The sequence below is a fragment of the Streptomyces sp. KR80 genome, from assembly GCF_052245555.1.
Classification (GTDB): Bacteria; Actinomycetota; Actinomycetes; order Streptomycetales; family Streptomycetaceae; genus Streptomyces.
Genome location: NZ_JBQQCD010000028.1, coordinates 28,838 through 47,733, shown reverse-complemented (window position 1 = coordinate 47,733; position 18,896 = coordinate 28,838). Strand labels below are relative to the sequence as shown.

General features: G+C 69.8%; 16 protein-coding genes and 1 tRNA gene. 9 read left to right on the top strand and 8 right to left on the bottom strand.

Annotated features, from left to right (window positions below):
• Positions 1 to 60: 60 nt before the first annotated feature.
• Together ACTWQI_RS27495 and ACTWQI_RS27490 are read right to left on the bottom strand one after the other, a co-directional pair.
• Positions 61 to 633: an acetate uptake transporter gene (locus tag ACTWQI_RS27495; protein ID WP_443274456.1), complete on the bottom strand. Its 573-nt coding sequence runs from the start codon at positions 631 to 633 to the stop codon at positions 61 to 63.
• A 189-nt stretch (positions 634 to 822) separates the two neighbouring features.
• Positions 823 to 1,344: a universal stress protein gene (locus tag ACTWQI_RS27490; protein ID WP_443274455.1), complete on the bottom strand. Its 522-nt coding sequence runs from the start codon at positions 1,342 to 1,344 to the stop codon at positions 823 to 825.
• A gap of 800 nt (positions 1,345 to 2,144) precedes the next feature.
• Here ACTWQI_RS27490 and ACTWQI_RS27485 point away from each other — a divergent pair.
• From ACTWQI_RS27485 to ACTWQI_RS27475, 3 genes are all read left to right on the top strand, one after another.
• Complete coding sequence (locus ACTWQI_RS27485; RefSeq protein ID WP_443274454.1) at positions 2,145 to 3,446, top strand: helix-turn-helix domain-containing protein; 1,302 nt, start codon at positions 2,145 to 2,147, stop codon at positions 3,444 to 3,446.
• A gap of 5 nt (positions 3,447 to 3,451) precedes the next feature.
• Entirely contained in the window at positions 3,452 to 4,090 is a 639-nt protein-coding gene (orn, locus tag ACTWQI_RS27480) for an oligoribonuclease (RefSeq protein ID WP_443274453.1), read from the top strand.
• 168 nt (positions 4,091 to 4,258) lie between these two features.
• A tRNA-His gene (locus ACTWQI_RS27475) sits at positions 4,259 to 4,331 on the top strand.
• Positions 4,332 to 4,487: 156 nt separating this feature from the next.
• Here the strand turns inward: ACTWQI_RS27475 and ACTWQI_RS27470 are convergent.
• From ACTWQI_RS27470 to ACTWQI_RS27460, 3 genes are all read right to left on the bottom strand, one after another.
• Positions 4,488 to 4,934 (bottom strand): SRPBCC family protein, encoded by a 447-nt coding sequence (locus tag ACTWQI_RS27470; RefSeq protein ID WP_443274452.1) that lies wholly within the window; start codon positions 4,932 to 4,934, stop codon positions 4,488 to 4,490.
• Between the two features lie 147 nt (positions 4,935 to 5,081).
• On the bottom strand, positions 5,082 to 5,495 hold the full coding sequence (locus ACTWQI_RS27465) for a hypothetical protein (protein WP_443274451.1): 414 nt from the start codon (positions 5,493 to 5,495) through the stop codon (positions 5,082 to 5,084).
• A 500-nt stretch (positions 5,496 to 5,995) separates the two neighbouring features.
• Positions 5,996 to 6,457, bottom strand: a complete 462-nt coding sequence (locus ACTWQI_RS27460; protein ID WP_443274450.1) for a hypothetical protein — start codon at positions 6,455 to 6,457, stop codon at positions 5,996 to 5,998.
• Between the two features lie 298 nt (positions 6,458 to 6,755).
• Here ACTWQI_RS27460 and ACTWQI_RS27455 point away from each other — a divergent pair, with 298 nt between their 5' ends.
• Complete coding sequence (locus ACTWQI_RS27455) at positions 6,756 to 6,932, top strand: hypothetical protein (RefSeq protein ID WP_443274449.1); 177 nt, start codon at positions 6,756 to 6,758, stop codon at positions 6,930 to 6,932.
• A gap of 559 nt (positions 6,933 to 7,491) precedes the next feature.
• Entirely contained in the window at positions 7,492 to 9,264 is a 1,773-nt protein-coding gene (locus ACTWQI_RS27450) for an ABC transporter ATP-binding protein (RefSeq protein ID WP_443274448.1), read from the top strand.
• Positions 9,265 to 9,304: 40 nt separating this feature from the next.
• Here ACTWQI_RS27450 and ACTWQI_RS27445 read toward each other — a convergent pair whose 3' ends face one another.
• Positions 9,305 to 10,330, bottom strand: a complete 1,026-nt coding sequence (locus ACTWQI_RS27445; RefSeq protein WP_443274447.1) for a LacI family DNA-binding transcriptional regulator — start codon at positions 10,328 to 10,330, stop codon at positions 9,305 to 9,307.
• Positions 10,331 to 10,616: 286 nt separating this feature from the next.
• On the opposite strand from ACTWQI_RS27445, the gene ACTWQI_RS27440 reads away from it, so the two are divergent.
• The 4 genes from ACTWQI_RS27440 to ACTWQI_RS27425 all read left to right on the top strand — a co-directional run bounded on the left by ACTWQI_RS27440 (position 10,617) and on the right by ACTWQI_RS27425 (position 15,474).
• Positions 10,617 to 11,948, top strand: coding sequence for an ABC transporter substrate-binding protein (locus ACTWQI_RS27440; RefSeq protein WP_443274446.1), 1,332 nt, complete (start codon positions 10,617 to 10,619; stop codon positions 11,946 to 11,948).
• A gap of 5 nt (positions 11,949 to 11,953) precedes the next feature.
• On the top strand, positions 11,954 to 13,009 hold the full coding sequence (locus ACTWQI_RS27435) for a carbohydrate ABC transporter permease (protein WP_443274445.1): 1,056 nt from the start codon (positions 11,954 to 11,956) through the stop codon (positions 13,007 to 13,009).
• 8 nt (positions 13,010 to 13,017) lie between these two features.
• Positions 13,018 to 13,974, top strand: a complete 957-nt coding sequence (locus ACTWQI_RS27430) for a carbohydrate ABC transporter permease (protein ID WP_443274444.1) — start codon at positions 13,018 to 13,020, stop codon at positions 13,972 to 13,974.
• A gap of 96 nt (positions 13,975 to 14,070) precedes the next feature.
• A complete protein-coding gene (locus ACTWQI_RS27425) occupies positions 14,071 to 15,474 on the top strand; it encodes a GH1 family beta-glucosidase (RefSeq protein ID WP_443274443.1) in 1,404 nt (467 codons plus the stop codon).
• Between the two features lie 133 nt (positions 15,475 to 15,607).
• Here the strand turns inward: ACTWQI_RS27425 and ACTWQI_RS27420 are convergent, their stop codons facing one another.
• Both ACTWQI_RS27420 and ACTWQI_RS27415 read right to left on the bottom strand, forming a co-directional pair.
• A complete protein-coding gene (locus tag ACTWQI_RS27420) occupies positions 15,608 to 17,101 on the bottom strand; it encodes a glycoside hydrolase family 18 protein (protein WP_443274442.1) in 1,494 nt (497 codons plus the stop codon).
• Positions 17,102 to 17,280: 179 nt separating this feature from the next.
• Positions 17,281 to 18,789: a sensor histidine kinase gene (locus ACTWQI_RS27415; RefSeq protein WP_443274441.1), complete on the bottom strand. Its 1,509-nt coding sequence runs from the start codon at positions 18,787 to 18,789 to the stop codon at positions 17,281 to 17,283.
• Between the last annotated feature and the right edge of the window lie 107 nt (positions 18,790 to 18,896).

The window sequence follows — 18,896 nt, the reverse complement described above, 5'->3', positions numbered from 1 at the left end:
CTCTTGGTGCCGGCTTGCCCTCCCCACCTTCGATGGGGACCCCAGCCGGCCCGGAGCTGCCTAACCGGAGACCGTCACCCCTCGGTTGGCAGCGCGTCCAGGCAGAACCGTCGGCCACTTCGCAAGGCCGGCCGTCGCCGAGTACCACGCGGCGGCGCCGGACAGGGCGCCCGCCCAGCCGCCGACCTGCGCGAGGCCACCGCTCCCGGCCAACTGCGCGATGCCGAGCAGCAGGAGCGAGACGAAGAGCAGCCCGTAAACGGCCTGGGCGAGGAACCCGTCGCCCGCGGCGCCGAGCGTCAGAGTCAGCGCGAGCAGGGCGAAGAGGAGCAGGAAGAGACCTGCGGCCTCGGCCGAAGCCTGGGCATCGGCCGCACGCCCCCAGGCGAACCAGAAGGCGCCGAGACCCGCGAAAGCCGTTCCGTTGAAGCCGTTGCCCGCCCGGAATTCCAGGAGACCGGTGATGAACAGCGTGACGCCGCCCACCCAGAGCGCGAGGCCGACGGCATCCGCAGCCGTCACTCCACTGATCACCTCGGCGTACCCGAGGCCGAAGCCCAACAGAGTCAGACCGAGAGCGAGCTGACCCAGTGTCGAGGAGGTGCTGCTTCCCGCAGAGACGTCGTTGTCCACGGCGGGCTCCCTTCACGTGCAGTTGTGGTTCCCCCAGCGACCCTTATGTACCCGTCACAAATGCACAATCCACCTCTACGCACGGGTAGATCTATCGACTTATCCGCTGAGGGTCCCACACCTCACCTGCGCAGACGGGAAGTTGTCGCGCGCTCGCTGAGTGGGGATGACGGACCGGCGACGACCGTCTTACGGGATGACGATCACAGGCCGCTGCGCACGCCGCGCCAGCCGCCCCGCCACCGAGCCGAAGATCCGGCCGACCAGGCCGTGCGTGGATCCGACCACGATCGCGTCGGCCGAGTACTCCCGGCCGACCTCCTCCAGCTCATGGCAAATGTCGCCACCCCGCTCGACGAGGATCCAGGGGACCTCGCAGAGATGGTCGGCACAGGCGAGTTCGAGGCCGAGCACCTCGGTCCGGTGATCCGGCACGTCCACGAACACCGGCGGCTCGCAGCCCGCCCAGACGGTCGTCGGGAGCCGGTTGGCCACATGAACGATGATCAGGCCACAGCTGGAGCGCCGCGCCATACCGATGGCGTAGGCGAGAGCCCGCTCGCTGGAGGTCGAGCCGTCGAAGCCGACCACGACTCCGTGCTGGAACGCCGGATCGCAGGAGTGGCGCGTCTCTTCCGCCGCTTCCAGGTCCGCCAGGGGATCGGCGACCTTCTTGCGGTCCGCGGGATCGGGGAATTCGTGACCGGCCATCGGTGTCTCGGCGAAGGATGTCCTCTTGGGAGGGATCTACGGTTGGGCGGAACGGGTCGGACCTGGTGCTGCCTGTCCCGAGGACCGTCCCGGATGCCCGGGGTGTCCTGGATTCATCTTCCCAAGCCTTTACCCACAAGGGTACGGCGACACTCCCCGGCTGCCCAGGGCATGCCCCGCCGGACGACAGGCGTACCCACCAGGGCAGCCGCCGGTACGGCTTCCGGGAGCATGCCGGAGCCGCGCCCGGAGCGCAATGCCCCCTGCCCCATGCAGTCCCATGCAGCACAACCGCCGGCCTCCGGCCTCGGTGGACCCCCTGCAGTCGGCACTCCGTCCGGTCGGTAGGTTTGGCGCCAGGCGGTACGAAGACCCGGCGCGCGAGGGCGACTTCCGCGCCGGTAGGCGTACGCCGAGGGGCGGCCGGACCTTCGATCACCGTCCCGAATCTTTTCGGCCAACTTCGCGCTACCGTACTCCCCTTGTCGGGCAGGGCCTCAACCCACGCCCGACCTGGGATGAAAGGAGCGTCCAAGGCGCTTGCACCCTACGGGCAGCAGGCAGAGGGGGGAGGCGCACTTCCCAGCGGAGCAATCGAGTGCGACGCTTCGTGATCGAATGCTTCACGCCAAGTTGTCATGTCGACATAGCGGTGGGTGGTGAACTTGTCACGCCAACCTCATACGACACAGTAGATTCGATCTTGGCCATTCACGGCGGGGGACTTGTGCAGGACCGAGGGGAAACGTGCAGGAGCGACACAACCGAGGAGCCGCGACCACCGAGGGGGGCTTAGAGCCATGAGCCAGGACTCCACGACCGCACCGGAGGCCGCTCGGAAGTTGTCCGGGCGGCGCCGCCGGGAGATCGTCGCAGTACTGCTCTTCAGCGGCGGGCCCATCTTCGAAAGCTCCATCCCGCTTTCCGTGTTCGGCATCGACCGCCAGGACGCCGGGGTCCCGCGCTACCGCCTGCTGGTGTGCGCCGGGGAGGACGCGCCGCTGCGCACCACCGGAGGGCTGGAACTGACCGCACCGTACGGACTCGAGGCGCTGGCGCGGGCCGGCACCGTCGTGGTACCGGCGTGGCGGTCGATCACGTCGCCACCCCCATCCGAGGCTCTGGAAGCGCTGCGCCGGGCCCATGAGGAGGGCGCGCGGATCGTGGGGCTATGCACCGGGGCCTTCGTGCTGGCGGCGGCCGGGCTGCTGGACGGGCGGCCGGCCACCACACACTGGATGTACGCCCCCACGCTCGCCAAGCGCTATCCGTCCGTCCATGTGGACCCGCGCGAGCTGTTCGTGGACGACGGCGACGTGCTGACCTCCGCCGGTACGGCGGCGGGCATCGACCTATGTCTGCACATCGTGCGCACCGATCACGGCGCCGAGGCGGCGGGCGCCCTCGCCCGCCGCCTGGTCGTACCGGCGCGCCGCAGCGGCGGTCAGGAGCGCTACCTCGACAGGTCTTTACCAGAGGAGATCGGCGCGGACCCGCTCGCCGAGGTCGTCGCGTGGGCGCTCGAGCACCTACACGAGCAGTTCGACGTGGAAACCCTGGCCGCACGCGCCTACATGAGCCGTCGCACCTTCGACCGGCGATTCCGCTCGCTCACTGGGAGCGCTCCCCTGCAGTGGCTGATCACTCAACGGGTCCTGCAGGCGCAGCGGCTCCTGGAAACCTCCGACTACTCGGTGGACGAGGTCGCCGGGCGGTGCGGCTTCCGGTCACCGGTCGCCTTGCGCGGTCACTTCCGGCGGCAGCTGGGGTCCTCTCCCGCGGCCTACCGGGCGGCGTACCGCGCGCGCCGACCGCAGGGTGGGGCGGCGGAGCGCCCGGACCGTCCGGACCGGACCGATCACCGGGCGGACCGGGCGGAGATCGTGGAGCAGCGGCAGCCTTCCGAGCCGGGCGGGCCGGCGGCGCTGCGCCGGCCGCATGGGGCTGCCGGGCCCGGGGGCGGCTTCGGGCCGGGGTCCGGTGGGCTGGACGCGGGCAAGCCGGAGTCGGACGCCTACGCTCCGCGACTGCCCGAGCAGGGCACCGGACGGTTGTCCGGGCGGCCGACGGTGCCCGGTCAGCGCGACCGCCCCGTAGGGTGAGACACATGAACGATCGCATGGTGTGGATCGACTGCGAGATGACCGGCCTCTCGCTGTCGTCCGACGCTCTCATCGAGGTGGCCGCCCTGGTCACCGACTCGGAGCTGAACATCCTCGGCGACGGTGTGGACATCGTCATCCGCCCGCCGGCCGAGGCACTGACCGCCATGCCCGAGGTGGTGCGCGAGATGCACACCGCCTCCGGGCTGCTCGCCGAGCTGGATGGCGGGACGACTCTGGCGGACGCCGAGGAGCGGGTGCTGGCGTACGTACGCCGGTACGTGCCGGAGCGTGGCAAAGCGCCGCTGTGCGGAAACTCGGTGGGCACCGACCGCGGCTTCCTGCTGCGCGACATGCCGACGCTGGAAGACCATCTGCACTACCGGATCGTCGATGTGTCGTCCGTGAAGGAGCTGGCCCGCCGCTGGTACCCGCGGGCGTACTTCAACAGTCCGCAGAAGAACGGGAACCACCGGGCGCTCGCGGACATCCGGGAGAGCATCGCGGAACTGCGCTACTACCGTGAGGCGATCTTCGTACCCCGGCCCGGGCCGGACTCCGACACAGCGAAGACGATCGCGGCCCGGCACGTGCTTCCCGCGGAGGTTCCGGCGGAGCTCCCAGCCGACGGCCCAGCGGCCTAGCGCCCCGCCCTGCTCCCGGCCGCCGACCCGGGAGCGTCCGCTCTCACCCGCCAGCGCGGGCGCCTCGACCGCCCCGCGCGGCCGGGCGACCCGCCTGAAAGCCGGGAGCGAGCACCCCGGCAGACCCTGTACACTTTTTCTCGGCCGGTGCGAAGAGCGCCGGTCGTGGTGGGTATAGCTCAGCTGGTAGAGCACCTGGTTGTGGTCCAGGATGTCGCGGGTTCGAGTCCCGTTACTCACCCTTAATGATCAAGGCCCCTGACCTGGGAGAATGGTCAGGGGCCTTGGTGTTACCCGGGGCGGGCCAGCTGCCCGGGCAGGAAGCATCGGACCGATGCCGATCGGCCTCGGCTGTATTGCACATGCGAATCCGGCCACCCGGGGTTGAGAGCCGGGCTTACGCGCTCCGCTCGAGCAACCCCTTCAGCCGTTGTTCATTCTTCGGCATCTCCTTCCGCACACGCGGACGGACGACGAGCGGAACGAGCAGCTTGCCGATCCCGTGGGCCTCGAAGTCGAGGGACAGGGTCATGCGCGACCGCTCGCCCTCACCGAGCGGCTCGATCGCGCCCTTCACATGCCCTCTGACCGGGCCGTCAACACCGTCGAGGCGCCAGCTTCTCGGCGGATCCAGCTCGGTCACCTCCATGGTCATCGGGATTTCCCGACGACCGACCTTCCGGGTCACTACAACCCTCGAGCCCGGGGCGAGCGGGGCATCGCCCACCGGGCGCACCGACACGGCGCTCTCCTGCCACTCGGGGAGATGCGAAGGGTCGCTCGCGTAGGAGAAGACCTCCTCGGGACGACGGGAGATGTCAATGCTTTCCTTGATTGCCGACATTTCGCCCCCTTCGTTGTGCATTCGGTTAAATGATCTCACGGGGGTGCCCCAGGCACCAGATCTGGCCATCCTGGGGCGCATGGGCCGGCTGCGTGTGCGCCGGAACGCACGAGCTGGGGCGGCCACCCGCGCAGCAGCACTCATGGCTCACGTGCCGCAGTACGGTGTCGGGCAGAAAGAACGCAGAACGACGTGCTGCCTTGCCCGCTGGCCTGCCCGGTCCTCGGCCGGATCAGCTACCAGAACCGCGTACCGCACACCGTCGGCGCCGATGAAGACGCTGTCCAGGACGCGGCGCCGGCCGTGTTCCTCGCTGTCATAGACGTACTCGAGCTCCGCGGCGGTGTCATCACCGGAACCGAACCGCTCCAGCCGGATTCGCTGGTAGCCCGGTAGCTGCTGCTTGAGGGATTTCTCCGCTTCCTTCAAGGACCCGTACGGCGTCGCTTCCGGGCCGTCGACAGAGAAGACCTGAATCAGACTGCTCTTCCCTGGTGACCTGTAGAAAACCTCTCTGCTCTCCTCGCTGCTCTCTTCGCTCCGCTTCCAGCCCTCCGGCACGTTCAGGGTGAAGCCCGCTGGGTCGATCGTCCTCCGATAACCATCCGGCGTGGCCGTGCTGGGAGGGCTTGCAGGGGAGATCAGGGCCGGGGGTCGGTGTGTCTCCGGCCCCCCATACACCAGCAGGTCAGAGGCGGTTGCCGCGGCGAGAAGCGCGCAAACGGCAAAGCCCGCAGCAAGTGCGCGAGCGGCGGTGCTCCAAGAACGCGGCCCCGCGGCAGGGCTCGGGGTGAGTGGCGCGGGACTAATGTCCACTGGCGTCAACTCGGTCTCCCGCACGTATGCCTCCGTGGGCCGGCGCGCATCGGCGAAGAATGCATCACTCCTGCTGTCCGGTTGCGCCTCCGATACTTTGCCGGGAAGGGGAACGTCCAAGAGTGACGCGAGATAGCGCCGCCACAATGGATAAGCGTCTCTGTCGCACCTCTCGGCCGGCGGCGGATGGTTGATCAGATCCGATGCCAGGAGCGAATTCCGATACCGCCGGAGAAGGGAACCATTCATCCGCTGCCCTCCCCCCACCGCTCTGCCGTGCCCCCCGAGCCGAGAGCTGCCTCAGGCGCGGGTGCCTGGTCACTTCCGGTCGTACGCCCACCCGACCGCCGCTCCCCTAAGGCCTCGCCCGGCGAGGTGCCTTCGACAACGCCCCTGAGACTCCTGGTGGCACCCAGTTGTCTGAGCAACGCCGGAGCGGAAGCTCCCACCGCGACCGCCGCGTAGACGCCAGTGATCTGAGAGTGGAACAGCCACCCCGCGCCTGCGCCTAGGAGGAGCCGGGTCACCGCGGCCAGCAGATCCGACGGCAGGTCGACATATCGGCGCAGTGGGGGCAAACGCCCCTTCCCTTTGGCGAGCACGCGATGTCGTACGGCCTGCCAGGTGGAGATCCTTCCGTAGAAGACCACCGCCTCCACGATGGCGCCCCCCATAGCCCCGTACACGATGGCTGTCGGCCAGTCCAAGGCCGCTCCTTCTGGTGAACAGGTCCCGCGCTGAACTGAATCCAGGGTTCCAGAACGGCAGGCCGCCCGACAGGGCGCGCACCCGCCCACACGCGCCGTGCGCCCATCCCACGCCCCTCCTGGACGGGAACCCCGACGTGTCCGCGGACTTCGCCACCGTCAGCTTCCCGCGTGGCTCCGCCCGGCGAATGGCCGGGGCCTCGCCAACCTATCCAGGCACGCCCCTTGACCAGCGGACTCTCGAAGCGGATCGTGATCCATCGCACCCCCCACGTCGCACCAGCGAGGGGAGCAGCGCATGCCAGGACGTCGCGACGCCACCAGCGGGACTACACCGCTCAGGATGCGCACCGTCAGGCTCCCGGACGGTACCGAGGTCGCCATAGCTTGCGTACCCGGCTGCTGCGACGACCTGTCGGACCAACAGCTCGTCGAGATGATCGAGACGCAGTCCCCCGACGACAGCGACGACTGACCCACGCATGCCGCCGCATCACGTCTGGCCAGGCATCCGCATGCACTCGAACCGGGCCTGAACATCCCGTCCCCGTGGAGGATGACAGGGCGCTCAACCTCGACGTGCCGGCAGGTGCGGTCACTCAGCGACTGCCAGAAGGCCCACGGGCTGATCCCGCTCGTCGGCGAGTCCGATGACCCGCGCCCTCTGCGGCCCGATCGCCGTACCTGAGACCGGGCCGTCGGCGGGACGGCGAGCAATACACCGGCGGCGGCCCACCAAAGACTCCCGCCCCGAGCTCCGAAGCCCTGGACAGGTCGAGCGCCCGGGGCGGGTCAGGTAGCACCAGCCACCTGCTGTGCGCAAGGCAGCGGGAGGGTGCAGTGCAAGCCGGGGAAAGCAGTGGTGATGGCGCTGCTCGCGGGCTGGTTTCGGTGACGGATTCGATTGAACCGTGAGCGCACAGCCGGTAGGGGCAGACAAGATCGTGGTCCATGAGGCTTCAGGGGCGTGCCGTGGGGATCACCGCGGTGGTGTCCAGTCCCAGGCCCGCATTCCGACCACTCCAAGGAGCGCTGTGAGCATCGTTCCCGAATCCCAGACGTCGGCGTCACCCACCTCGCCCGCGTGGCGGCTGCTGCTCGGTTATGCACGGCCGCATTGCTGGGCCCTGCTGGCCGGGGCGGTGCTGGCGCTGGTCACCGGGGCCACCGGGCTCGCTCTGCCGCTGGTGGCCCGGGCCCTCATCGACGACCTGTCCCACGACCGGGCCATAACCGGCGCGCTGCTGACCATGTCGGCGCTGGTCGTCGCCAATGCCGCGATAGGTGCCCTGGGTTCGTACGTCCTGCGGCGCACCGCGGAGTCGGTCGTACTCGGCGCGCGTCGCACCCTGTCGTCGCATCTGCTGCGGCTGCGCATCGCCGCTGTCGACCGCAGTGAACCCGGCGATCTCATGGCCCGGATCACCTCCGATACCACGCTGCTGCGCGAGGTCACAACGGACTCCCTGGTCGGCCTCGGCACCGGAGGGCTGACGCTCATCGCGACGCTGGTGATGATGGCCCTGGTGGAACCGATGCTGCTGGCCGTCACCCTGGGCGTGATCCTGGGTGCGGGCACGGTGATCGGTGTGATCGTGCCCAGGATCAACCGGGCTAGCCGGCAGGCGCAGGACGCGGTCGGCGCGATGGGGGCTTCCCTGGAGCGAATCCTGGGTGCGCTGCGTACCGTCAGGGCGTCCGGGGCCGAGCACCGCGAGGAGCACGTCGTGCACGCCGCGGCCGAAGAGTCCTGGCGACAGAGTGTGCGGGCGGCCAAGTGGTCGGCCCTGGCCGGGAATACGGCCGGTCTGTCGATGCAGATCGCGTTCATCACCGTGCTCGCCGTGGGTGGCGCCCGCGTCGCGACCGGTGCCATCGACGTCGGCACGCTGGTGGCCTTCCTGCTCTACGTCTTCTACCTGATGTCGCCGATCCAGCAGGTCGTCGGCGCCGTCACCCAGTACCAGACCGGCGCGGCTGCGCTCGCCCGCATCCAGGAGGCGCAGCGGCTGCCCGCGGAACCGCCGGCCGAACCAGCGCCGTTGCCCGTGCCCGGTGCCGAACCCGCCGCGCTGGCCTTCGAGAACGTGCGCTTCCGGTACGCCGACGACCTGCCGTATGTCCACCACGGGGTGACCTTCACCGTGCCGCCGCGCGGTATGACGGCATTCGTCGGACCGTCGGGCGCGGGCAAGACCACGGTCTTCTCCCTCATCGAGCGGTTCTACGATCCCGCGGACGGCCGGATCGTGCTCGACGGCCGCGACCTCGCGCAGTGGGACATACCCCAACTACGGTCCGCCATCGGCTACGTCGAACAAGACGCCCCCGTCCTCTCCGGCAGCCTGCGCGATAACCTGCTGCTCGGCAACCCGGACGCCGACGACACCGACCTGCTCCGCGTGCTGAAGACCACCCGCCTCGACGGCCTGGTCGCCCGGCTGCCGCAGGGCCAGGACACCCTCGTCGGCCACCGCGGCACCAGACTCTCGGGCGGTGAGCGCCAGCGCGTCGCCATCGCCCGCGCCCTGCTGCGCCGTCCCCGCCTGCTGCTGCTCGACGAAGCCACCAGCCAGCTGGACGCCGTCAACGAAGCCGCGCTGCGCGACACCGTCGCCGACGTGGCACGCACCACCACCGTCCTCGTGGTCGCCCACCGGCTGTCCACGGTCACCATGGCCGACCGCATCGTCGTCATGGACACCGGTCGGGTACGCGCCATGGGCACCCACCACGAACTCCTTGTCACCGACCCGCTCTACGCCGAACTCGCCGCCACCCAGTTCCTCGCCACCGCCGACATCTGACATGCACTCGGGCCGTGGCGCTGCCGATGAGGCTCTGGCCTCAGGAGGAGGCGCGGACGATCAGCTCCGTGGGCAGGACCAGCTGCGGGCGCTCGCGGGTGCGCTCCGCGATCTCCTCGAGCAGCACCCGGGCCATCACCCGTCCCATCTCCTCGATCGGCTGCCGGACGCTGGTCAGCGGCGGGTCCATGTGGCGGGCGACGGGCGAGTCGTCGAAGCCGACGAGGGCGACGTCGTCGGGGACTCGGAGCCCCGCCTCCCGGAGCACCCGGCGAGCGCCCGCGGCCATCACGTCGGAGGCGGCGAACACCGCGTCGGGGGCGGCGCCGCGATCCAGCAGCCGGCGCATCGCCCGGCATCCGCCGTCCTCGGTGAAGTCCGCGACCGCGACCAGCGCCTCGTCGACGGGGATGCCGGCGTCGCCGTGTGCCTGGCGGTAGCCGTCGAGCCGGCACTGCGCCACGTACATGTCGAGTGGGCCGGTGATCGTCGCGATCCGGCGGCGGTCGCGGGCGAGCAGGTGCTCCACGGCCGCGCGGGCGCCGCCGACATTGTCGGAGTCGACGTACGACACGGACTCGCGCGCGGAGCGCCGACCGCTCAGCACCGCCGGCATGTCGAGCTGTTCGAGCAGGTCGGGCAGTGGGTCGTCGGTGTGTACGGAGAGCAGGAGCACGCCGTCGACCCGGTGCGCGCCCAGATAGTTGGCGAGGCGGCGGCGCTCCTTGGGGGTGCGGATGAGGGTGAGCAGCAACTGGAGGTCGGTATCGGCGAGTTCGCTGCCGACACCGCGGATGATGTCGGAGAAGTACGGCTCGGCGAAGAGTCTGGTCTCCGGCTCGGGTATGACGAGGGCAACGGCGTCGGCACGATTGCCCGCGAGTGCGCGGGCGGCCCGGTTCGGTACGTATCCCAGCTCGGTGACGGCTCGTTCAACGGCGGCCCGGGTCTGGTCGCTGACCCGCGGCGAGCCGTTGATCACCCGTGAGACGGTGCCGCGGCCGACGCCTGCCCGGGCGGCGACCTCCTCCAGGGTGGGTCTGCCGCCTCGCCTCTTCGCCGCCATGTCCCCTCCAGCCATAAGCGATACATCGGGCGCGGATGCACCATTCAACATCAGATGCAGCCCGACAAGTTGCGCTCGTCCGCAGCCTTGACACCTCACCCGGGGAGCGGCAACCCTTCAACACATCACGTCTGGGAGCGCTCCCAATCAACTGCTGACGTTCACATCCTGTACGAGCCAGACATCACCTGTACGTTCCCTGCCCGAGCCGCGACACCGACACCGCACCTTCGTCAGACGATTCCTCTTGGCCGGGAGCGGTACGTCAGTGCGCTAGGAGGACGCAATGCGCCGAAAGTTCTGTGGGGTCCGCAGAGCGGTGGCCCTGATGGCCATCGCCGCGCTGGGCGGCGGGCTGCTCGCAGGCTGCGCCGAGGACAGCAACGCACCGGGTGCCGCCGGTCAGGGCGGCAAGGACGGCAAGGGCAGGACCGTGGTCACGGTCGGGGTCTTCGGCGTCTTCGGTTACAAGCAGGCCGGGCTGTATGACGCGTACGAGAAACTCAACCCGGGCCTCACGATCAAGGAGACGTCCATCGAGCGGGTGGACCAGTACTACCCGCAGCTGCTGACCCACCTCGGAACGGGCAGCGGGCTCCAGGACATCCAGGCCGTAGAGGTCGGCAACATCGCCGAGGTCGCCGCCAAACACGCGGACAAGTTCGCCGACCTGGGCACGGCGGACGGCGTCGACAAGAGCACCTTCGTGCCCTGGAAGTGGGCTCAGGCCACGGCGAAGGACGGGAAGACGGTCGGCCTCGGGACCGACATCGGCCCGATGGCCATCTGCTACCGCAAGGATCTGTTCCGGAAGGCCGGGCTGCCGACCGACCGCGAGGAGGTCGGAAAGCTCTGGGCCGGCGACTGGCGGAAGTACGTCGACACCGGCGAGAAGTACATGTCCAAGGCGCCCCGGGGCACGGTGTTCGTCGACGCCGCGGGTGGGGTCTACAACGCGGTGGTCTCGGGCAATGCCGAGCGCTACTACGGCAAGAGCGGCAAGCTCATCTACCAGGACAGTCCGGCCGTCAAGGAGGCCTGGGGCCTCGCGATGGACGTCATCGACGGAAAGATGACCGCCAAGCTCAAGCAGTTCGACAAGACCTGGGACCAGGCGTACGCCAACGGCCGCTTCGCCACGGTCTCCTGCCCGCCCTGGATGCTCGGCTATATCAAGGAGAAGGCCGGGGACAAGGCGAAGAACCAGTGGGACGTCGCTCCGGCGCCCAAGCCGGCCAACTGGGGCGGCTCCTTCCTAACCGTGCCGGAGGCGGCGAAGAACAAGGCCGAGGCGATCAAGCTGGCCGCCTGGCTGACCGCCCCGGAGCAGCAGGCCAAGCTCTTCGAGAAACAGGCCAGCTTCCCCAGCTCCCAGGCGGCGTACCGCCTTCCCCAGGTCGCCGACGCCCGGCACGAGTACTTTGACAACGCCCCCATCGGCAAGATCTTCGCCGACGCGGCCAAGGGCATTCCGACCTTGGTGGTCGGTGAGAAGGACCAGGCCATCCAGACGGCCATCACCGACGTGGGCATCCTGCAGGTCGAGCAGCAGGGCAGGACACCCGACCAGGGCTGGGCGGCGGCGGTGAAGAACATCGACAACGCCCTGGATCAGTGACCCGGATGGCTGTCGGATCCGGGAAGGCGGTCGCGTCCCCTGCAGGTGAGGGGGACGCGGCCCGCCGCGTCCAGGGGGTGCCCCCAGCGGTGGCTGCACCCCCCGCCACAGCTGGGGGTGCAGCCGGCCGAAGGAGCCGGTGGAGCAGCGAAGAGCGGCGCAGTCGTCGCTACCGCCGTGATGTGCGCTGGAGCCCGTACGCCTTCGTCGCGCCCTTCTTCCTCTTCTTCACCGCCTTCGGGCTGTTCCCCCTGCTGTACACGGGCTGGTCGTCGCTGCACCGGGTCTCGCTGCACGACCCCACGACCATGGAGTGGGCGGGGCTGCACAACTACACCCGGCTCCTGGAGGACGAGTTCTTCTGGAACGCCCTGCGCAACACCTTCACCATCGGGGTGATCTCCACCGTCCCCCAGCTGCTGGTGGCGCTCGGGATCGCTCACCTGCTGGGCTACCGGTTGCGCGGCTCCACCTTCTTCCGGGTCGCGATGCTGACGCCGTACGCCACCTCGGTGGCGGCGGCGACGCTCGTCTTCGTCCTGCTCTTCGGGCGCGACTACGGGATGATCAACTGGGCACTGGGCCTGGTGGGGTTCGACGCCGTCGACTGGCAGAACGGCACCTGGAGTTCACAGATCGCTGTGTCGACCATCGTGATCTGGCGGTGGACGGGCTACAACGCGCTGATCTATCTGGCGGCGATGCAGGCCGTGCCGCGCGACCTCTACGAGTCGGCGGCCCTGGACGGGGCGTCGCGCTGGCAGCAGTTCATCTACGTGACGATCCCGTCGCTGCGGCCGACCATCCTCTTCACCGTGGTGGTCTCGACGATCGGGGCCACCCAGCTCTTCGGCGAACCGCTGCTCTTCGGCGGGGCGGGGGGCGAGAAGGGTGGCGCCTCACACCAGTTCCAGACCCTCGGCCTCTATATGTACGAGCAGGGCTGGTTCAACTTCCATCTCGGCCGGGCTTCCGCCATCGCCTGGACCATGTTCCTGATCCTGCTGCTGATCGCCGCGGTCAACGCCGCTGTGGCGCGCCGGCTGCGGAAGAGCCAGTGAGGGGGGCCATGACCGCCGCGAACATCGCCGCCGAGGCCGACCGTGACAGCAGAGGCAGAAACAGCAGAGACGGCGGGGATCGAAAGGCCGGCAGCGACGGCTGGTACGGCAGAACCCGGAAGCCCGGACGGGCCGGAGGCGCCGGACGGCAGCTGCACGGCGGCCGGCTGACCCATGCCGTGCTGATCGTCTTCACCGCGGGATCGCTCTTCCCTCTGGTGTGGACGGCGATCGCCGCCTCCCGCACCAACTCCCGGCTCGCCCAGACGCCTCCGCCCTTCTGGTTCGGCAGCAACCTCTTCGGCAATCTGCGGACCGCGTGGACCGACGCCAACATGGGCCTGGCGCTGCTCAATACCACCGTGGTGGCCGGGACGATCACGATCGGCACCGTGCTGTTCTCGACGATCGCCGGATTCGCCTTCGCCAAGCTGCGCTTCCGGCTCAAGAACGTCCTGCTCATGCTGACGATCGCCACGATGATGGTGCCGCCCCAACTCAGCGTGGTGCCGCTGTTCATGACCGTCGCCGAGCTGGAGTGGACCAACCAGCTCCAGGCGGTGATCCTCCCGACACTGGTCAGCGCCTTCGGAGTCTTCTTCATGCGGCAGTACCTCATCGAGGCGCTGCCCACCGAGCTGATCGAGGCGGCGCGGGTGGACGGTGCGAGCAGTCTGCGGGTCGTGTGGCACGTGGTCTTCCCCGCCGCACGCCCCGCGATGGCCGTCCTCGCCATGCTCACCTTCGTCCAGGCCTGGAACGACTTCTTCTGGCCGATCATCGCGCTGACCCAGGACAACCCGACCGTGCAGGTCGCGCTGACCGGTCTCGGCCGCGGCTATATCCCCGACCAGTCGGTCATCATGGCCGGCGCGCTGCTCGGCACTCTGCCGCTGCTGCTCGCCTTCACCCTCTTCGGCAAGCAGATCGTCGGCGGCATCATGCAGGGCGCGATCAAGGGCTGAACTCGCCTGTCCCGTCTCCATTCCATCCCCTTCTCCCGTCTCGTCCCCCGTCCCCCACCGTGACTTTCGGTCCCGACACTCCATGGGAGCGCTTTCATGACGCATCGCTTTCCGCCCGGCTTCCTGTGGGGCGCCGCCACCGCCGCGTACCAGATCGAGGGCGCGGCGCGGGAGGACGGCCGCACCCCGTCTATCTGGGACACCTTCAGCCACACCCCGGGGAAGGTCGCCGGGGGCGACACCGGTGACGTGGCCGCCGACCACTACCACCGCTTCCGGGACGACGTCCGCCTCATGGCGGACCTGGGCATCGGCGCCTACCGCTTCTCCGTCTCCTGGTCGCGCGTGCAGCCCACCGGCCGGGGACCCGCTGTACAGCGCGGCCTCGACTTCTACCGCGCCCTGGTCGACGAGCTCCACGCCCATGGCATCCAGCCCGTCGTGACCCTCTACCACTGGGATCTGCCCCAGGAGCTGGAGTCGGCGGGCGGCTGGCCGGAGCGCGACACCGCGTACCACTTCGCCGAGTACGCCGGACTCGTCGCCGACGCCCTCGGCGACCGCGTCGAGCTGTGGACCACCCTCAACGAGCCCTGGTGCAGTGCCTTTCTCGGCTACGGCTCGGGAGTGCACGCCCCGGGCCGCACCGACCCGGTCGCGGCCTTGCGAGCCGCGCACCACCTCAACCTCGCCCACGGCCTCGGCGCCCAAGCGCTGCGCTCCGCCCTGCCCGCCCGCGCCCGGATCGCGGTCTGCCTCAACCCCGGCGCCATACGGGCCCGTACGCAGTCGCCCGGGGATCTGGACGCTCAGCGGCGCATCGACGCCCTCGCGACCCGTATCTTCAGCGACCCCATGCTCCACGGCCGGTACCCCACCGACCTGCTCGCGGACACCGCGCGGCTGACCGACTGGTCATACGTCCACGACTCCGACCTGGCCGCCATCAAGCACCCCCTGGACGCGCTGGGCATCAACTACTACACCCCTACCGTGGTATCAGCAGCCACTGACAACCGGCCTCCGCGGAAGGACGGCCACGGCGCCAGCGAGCACTCCCCCTGGCCGGGCGCCGAGCGGGTCGCCTTCCACCAGCCGCCCGGCGACGTCACCGCGATGGACTGGTCGGTGGATCCCACCGGCCTCTACGACCTGCTGATGCGGTTCAGCCGCGAGGTTCCCGACCTCCCCCTCCTGATCACCGAGAACGGTGCGGCGTACGAGGACAAGCCGGATGCCGAGGGCGTGGTCCACGACCCCGAGCGGATCGCGTACCTCCATGCCCATCTGGCCACCGTCCGGCGCGCGATCGCCGACGGTGCCGATGTCCGCGGCTACTTCCTCTGGTCCCTGATGGACAACTTCGAGTGGTCCTACGGCTACGCCAAGCGGTTCGGCGCCGTCCACGTCGACTACCCGACCCAGACCCGTACCCCCAAGTCCAGCGCCCGCTGGTACGCCGAGGTGGCCCGTACGGGCGAACTGCCCACCTCCGCATAGCGACAAGCTGAACAAGCCCCGAACCGCGCGGCGGGAATGGGGCGCGCCCCGGCCGGGGGGTGGGGGGGAAGCACCGGCCGGGGCGCGCGTTGGGGGGTGGCAGCTATGAAGAGTGCGTCAGATGCCGGGAGGTTCAGCCGCGGTAGGCACTGAAGGCCTTGGTGAAGGCCAGCTCGTCCTGAAGGATCGAGCTGCAGGTCGCCTGCGCGGAGTCCTGCTTACCGCCCGGGCACTGCTTGTCGCGGGTCGAGGACCACATCGACAGCCAGCCCAGCCCCTTGGACTCGGCGAACTTCACCAGCTGTGTGGCGTCATCGACCTTGAAGATCTCGGTGACCACGTCATTGACGCCGATCATCGGGGTGACCGCGACGGCCTTCCAGGCGGCCCGGTCCGACAGCCCGAGGACGCTCTTGATCTGGCCCTGCGTGGCGGTGGCCGCCTCGATCGCGTACTGGCCCATGTCGTCGCTGAACGCCGGTCCGTAGTCCATGGCCATGATGTTCACGGCCGAGATCTTCACACCGTTCTTCTTGGCGTCGGCGAGCAGACCGACTCCGTCCTGGGTCAGCCCGGAGGGCATCACCGGCAGCGTGAAGGACACATCCAGCTTGGGGTGCTTCTTCTGCAGCGTGGCGATGGCCTGCGCACGGCGGGTGTTGGCGGCCTTGTCCGGCAGCGCGGCGCCCTCGATGTCGAAGTCGGCCTTGGTCAGCTTGAAGGTGTCGACCACCTTCTCGTAGGCGGCCGCGAGCTCGGATGCCGAGTCGCACGCGACGCCCAGCTCGGAGCCCGCAGCGCCGCCGAAGGACACCCGGACATCGCCGCCGGCCTTGCGGAGTTCACCGATCTGGTCGGCCACCGGGTTGCTGTTCAGGTCGCCCGTTCCGCCCCACTTGGGAGTGCAGCCGCCGCCGGAGGTGATGAAGGCGAGGTTGAACTCCTTCACGCCGGTCTTCTTCGACGTGCCCAGCATGTCGTAGGCGGGCGAGAGGGAGGTGTCGATGTACGGGGCGAAGCCAGCGCCCGATGGGGAGCCGGGACGGGAGGGCGTGGGCGTCGTCGGCTTGGACGGCGTGGGCTTGGCGGGCTTCGACGGCTTGGCGGGCGGCGTCTTCGTGGGCTTCGGCGCGGTCGTCGGCTTGGCGGTGGGCCGGCCGCTCGGCTTCGGAGCCGGGCCCTCGTCGACCGAGCACTTCACCTCGTTGATCAGACAGCCCATCGGCTCGGCCGCCTTCGTGCCCGCGGTGGCACCCGAGGTGGCGACGAACCCGATGGTCACGGACTTGCCCGGAGCGATGTCACCGCTCCAGCTCGCGGGCTTCACGGTGATGTGCTGCCCGTCGGTGGTGTGCCGGGCGTTCCACAGTGAGCCGATCTTCGTCCCGGCGGGCAGGTCGAACTCGAGCTTCCAACCGGACAGCGGCTTGTCCGTCTCGTTCGTGATGACGTACTGACCGGTGTAGCCCGCGCCCCAGCTGCTCGTCGTGCTGTACGCCGCGCCGACCGAGGCGGCCTGCGCCGTCCCGGCCACCGCGAAGACACCGCCGCCCACGGCAGCCGCGGCGACCACCGTGCCGATCACCTTGGTTATTCGGCTGCTCCTGCGCCGGTGCGTACGTGTCATGGCGTCGCCCTGCCTCTGCTCTCACGGGGGGAGTGGATGCAGTAGCACGCTAGCGAGCCGAGAACGGACAAATGCCAACATCGGCGCGGGTCCAGAACTTCTTATGCCTCGCTTAAGGGCGCGATCGGCGGCGATTAACCGTCGGCCGGGACGGAGCTGGACGGACGCGCGGCAGCGGCCTATTCGGCGGCCTTTCCGCCCGCGACCTGGGTTCCCGCCTTGCCGCCTGGCCCGTTGCCGCCCGGCAGCCTTCCGCCCGCCGCCTGATGGCCCGCCACCTTCCCGCGCTTGCGGCGGACAGCGCGCCGTACCGGGGACAGCCGCCGTCCACCGAGCGCCAGCCACACCCGGACCTCCGTACCGCCGAGAACCGAGTGCCCGATCCGTACGTCCCCGCCCGTGGACTCCGCGACCCGCCGGACGATGTCCAGGCCGAGCCCGGTCGAGCCCGGTCCGCCGTCGCCGTGTCCGCGGCGCAGCGCGGCGTCCGGGTCGGCGATGCCCGGCCCGGCGTCCGAGACGAGCACGATCACCGCGTCGTCCCCGTTGTGCACGTCCACCGCGAAGGCGGTTCCCTCGGGCGTGTGGCGGAAGACATTGCCGAGCAACGCATCGAGGGCGGCGGCGAGTTCGGCCCGCCCGACCGGGATCCGCACGGGCCGGCTGACGCCGGCCAGCCGTACTGTGCGGCCCTCGTCCTCGGCCAGCGCCGACCAGAAGGCCATCCGCTCACGGATGACCTCGGACGCGTCGCAGCCGGAGCCCGCGCCGAGCGGACCCTGGGTGTGCGGGCGCTGCTCGCGCGCGGTGCGGATGATCTGGTCGACCTCGCCCTCGAGCTGGGCGACGGCCGCCCGGGTCTGCTCGGCGGCCGGACCGTCGCCCAGCGAGGCCGCGTTGAGCCGCAGCACGGTCAGCGGAGTGCGCAGCCGGTGGGAGAGGTCGGCGGCCAGCTCACGTTCGTTCGCAAGGAGTTGCACCACCTGGTCGGCCATGGAGTTGAAGGCGACCGCCGCGGCGCGCAGTTCGGCGGGCCCCTCCTCCGGTACGCGGGTGCCGAGCTTGCCCTCGCCCAGGTCCTGCGCCGCCCCGGCCAGCTGCTCGGCGGGGCGAACCATACGGGTGCCGAGCCGGTCGGCGATGGCGACCGAGCCGACGACCAACCCGAGTCCGACCGCTGCCAGGACCACCCAGGCGGTGTTGACCCCGTTGGTGACGTCGCGGTCCGAGACGAACACCTCGACGACGGCGACCTTGCCGGATCCGACGGCGGTCGGCTGGAGCAGGGCGAAGCCGCCGGGCACGGACGAGATGGAGGCGCGGCCGAGCCGGATGGCCGTGGCGAGGTCGTCGTCGGTGGCCCGCCGCTTGCCGATCTCCACGGCGTCGCCGCCCGTGCCGGTGGCTCGGCCCGCGCCTTCGGCCTCCGAGCCCTCGCCGTTCGCGCCCGGGACGTACACGGCCATCCGGCCGTCCGCCCCAGCGGTGGTGCTGGCCACCGCGCGCATCAGCTGCGCGTCGTCGGTGGTGATGGCGAGGGCCGGGCCGATGGTGGCGGCCTGCCGTTCGGCGTCGGAGAACGCCCGGTCCCGCGCCATCTCCTTGACCACGAGCCCGAGCGGCACGGCGAACGCCACCACGACCATCGCGGTGACGGCCAGGCTCACCTTGACCAGGGCCCATCTCATGGGCTGCTCCCCCTTGTTCACCCCGTCACGCCGGGGTTGATGTCAGGGCCGCCCGAGCGGCCCGCAGCTGCGGCAGTCACCCGCACCTGCGGCCCGGCGGCCTCGCG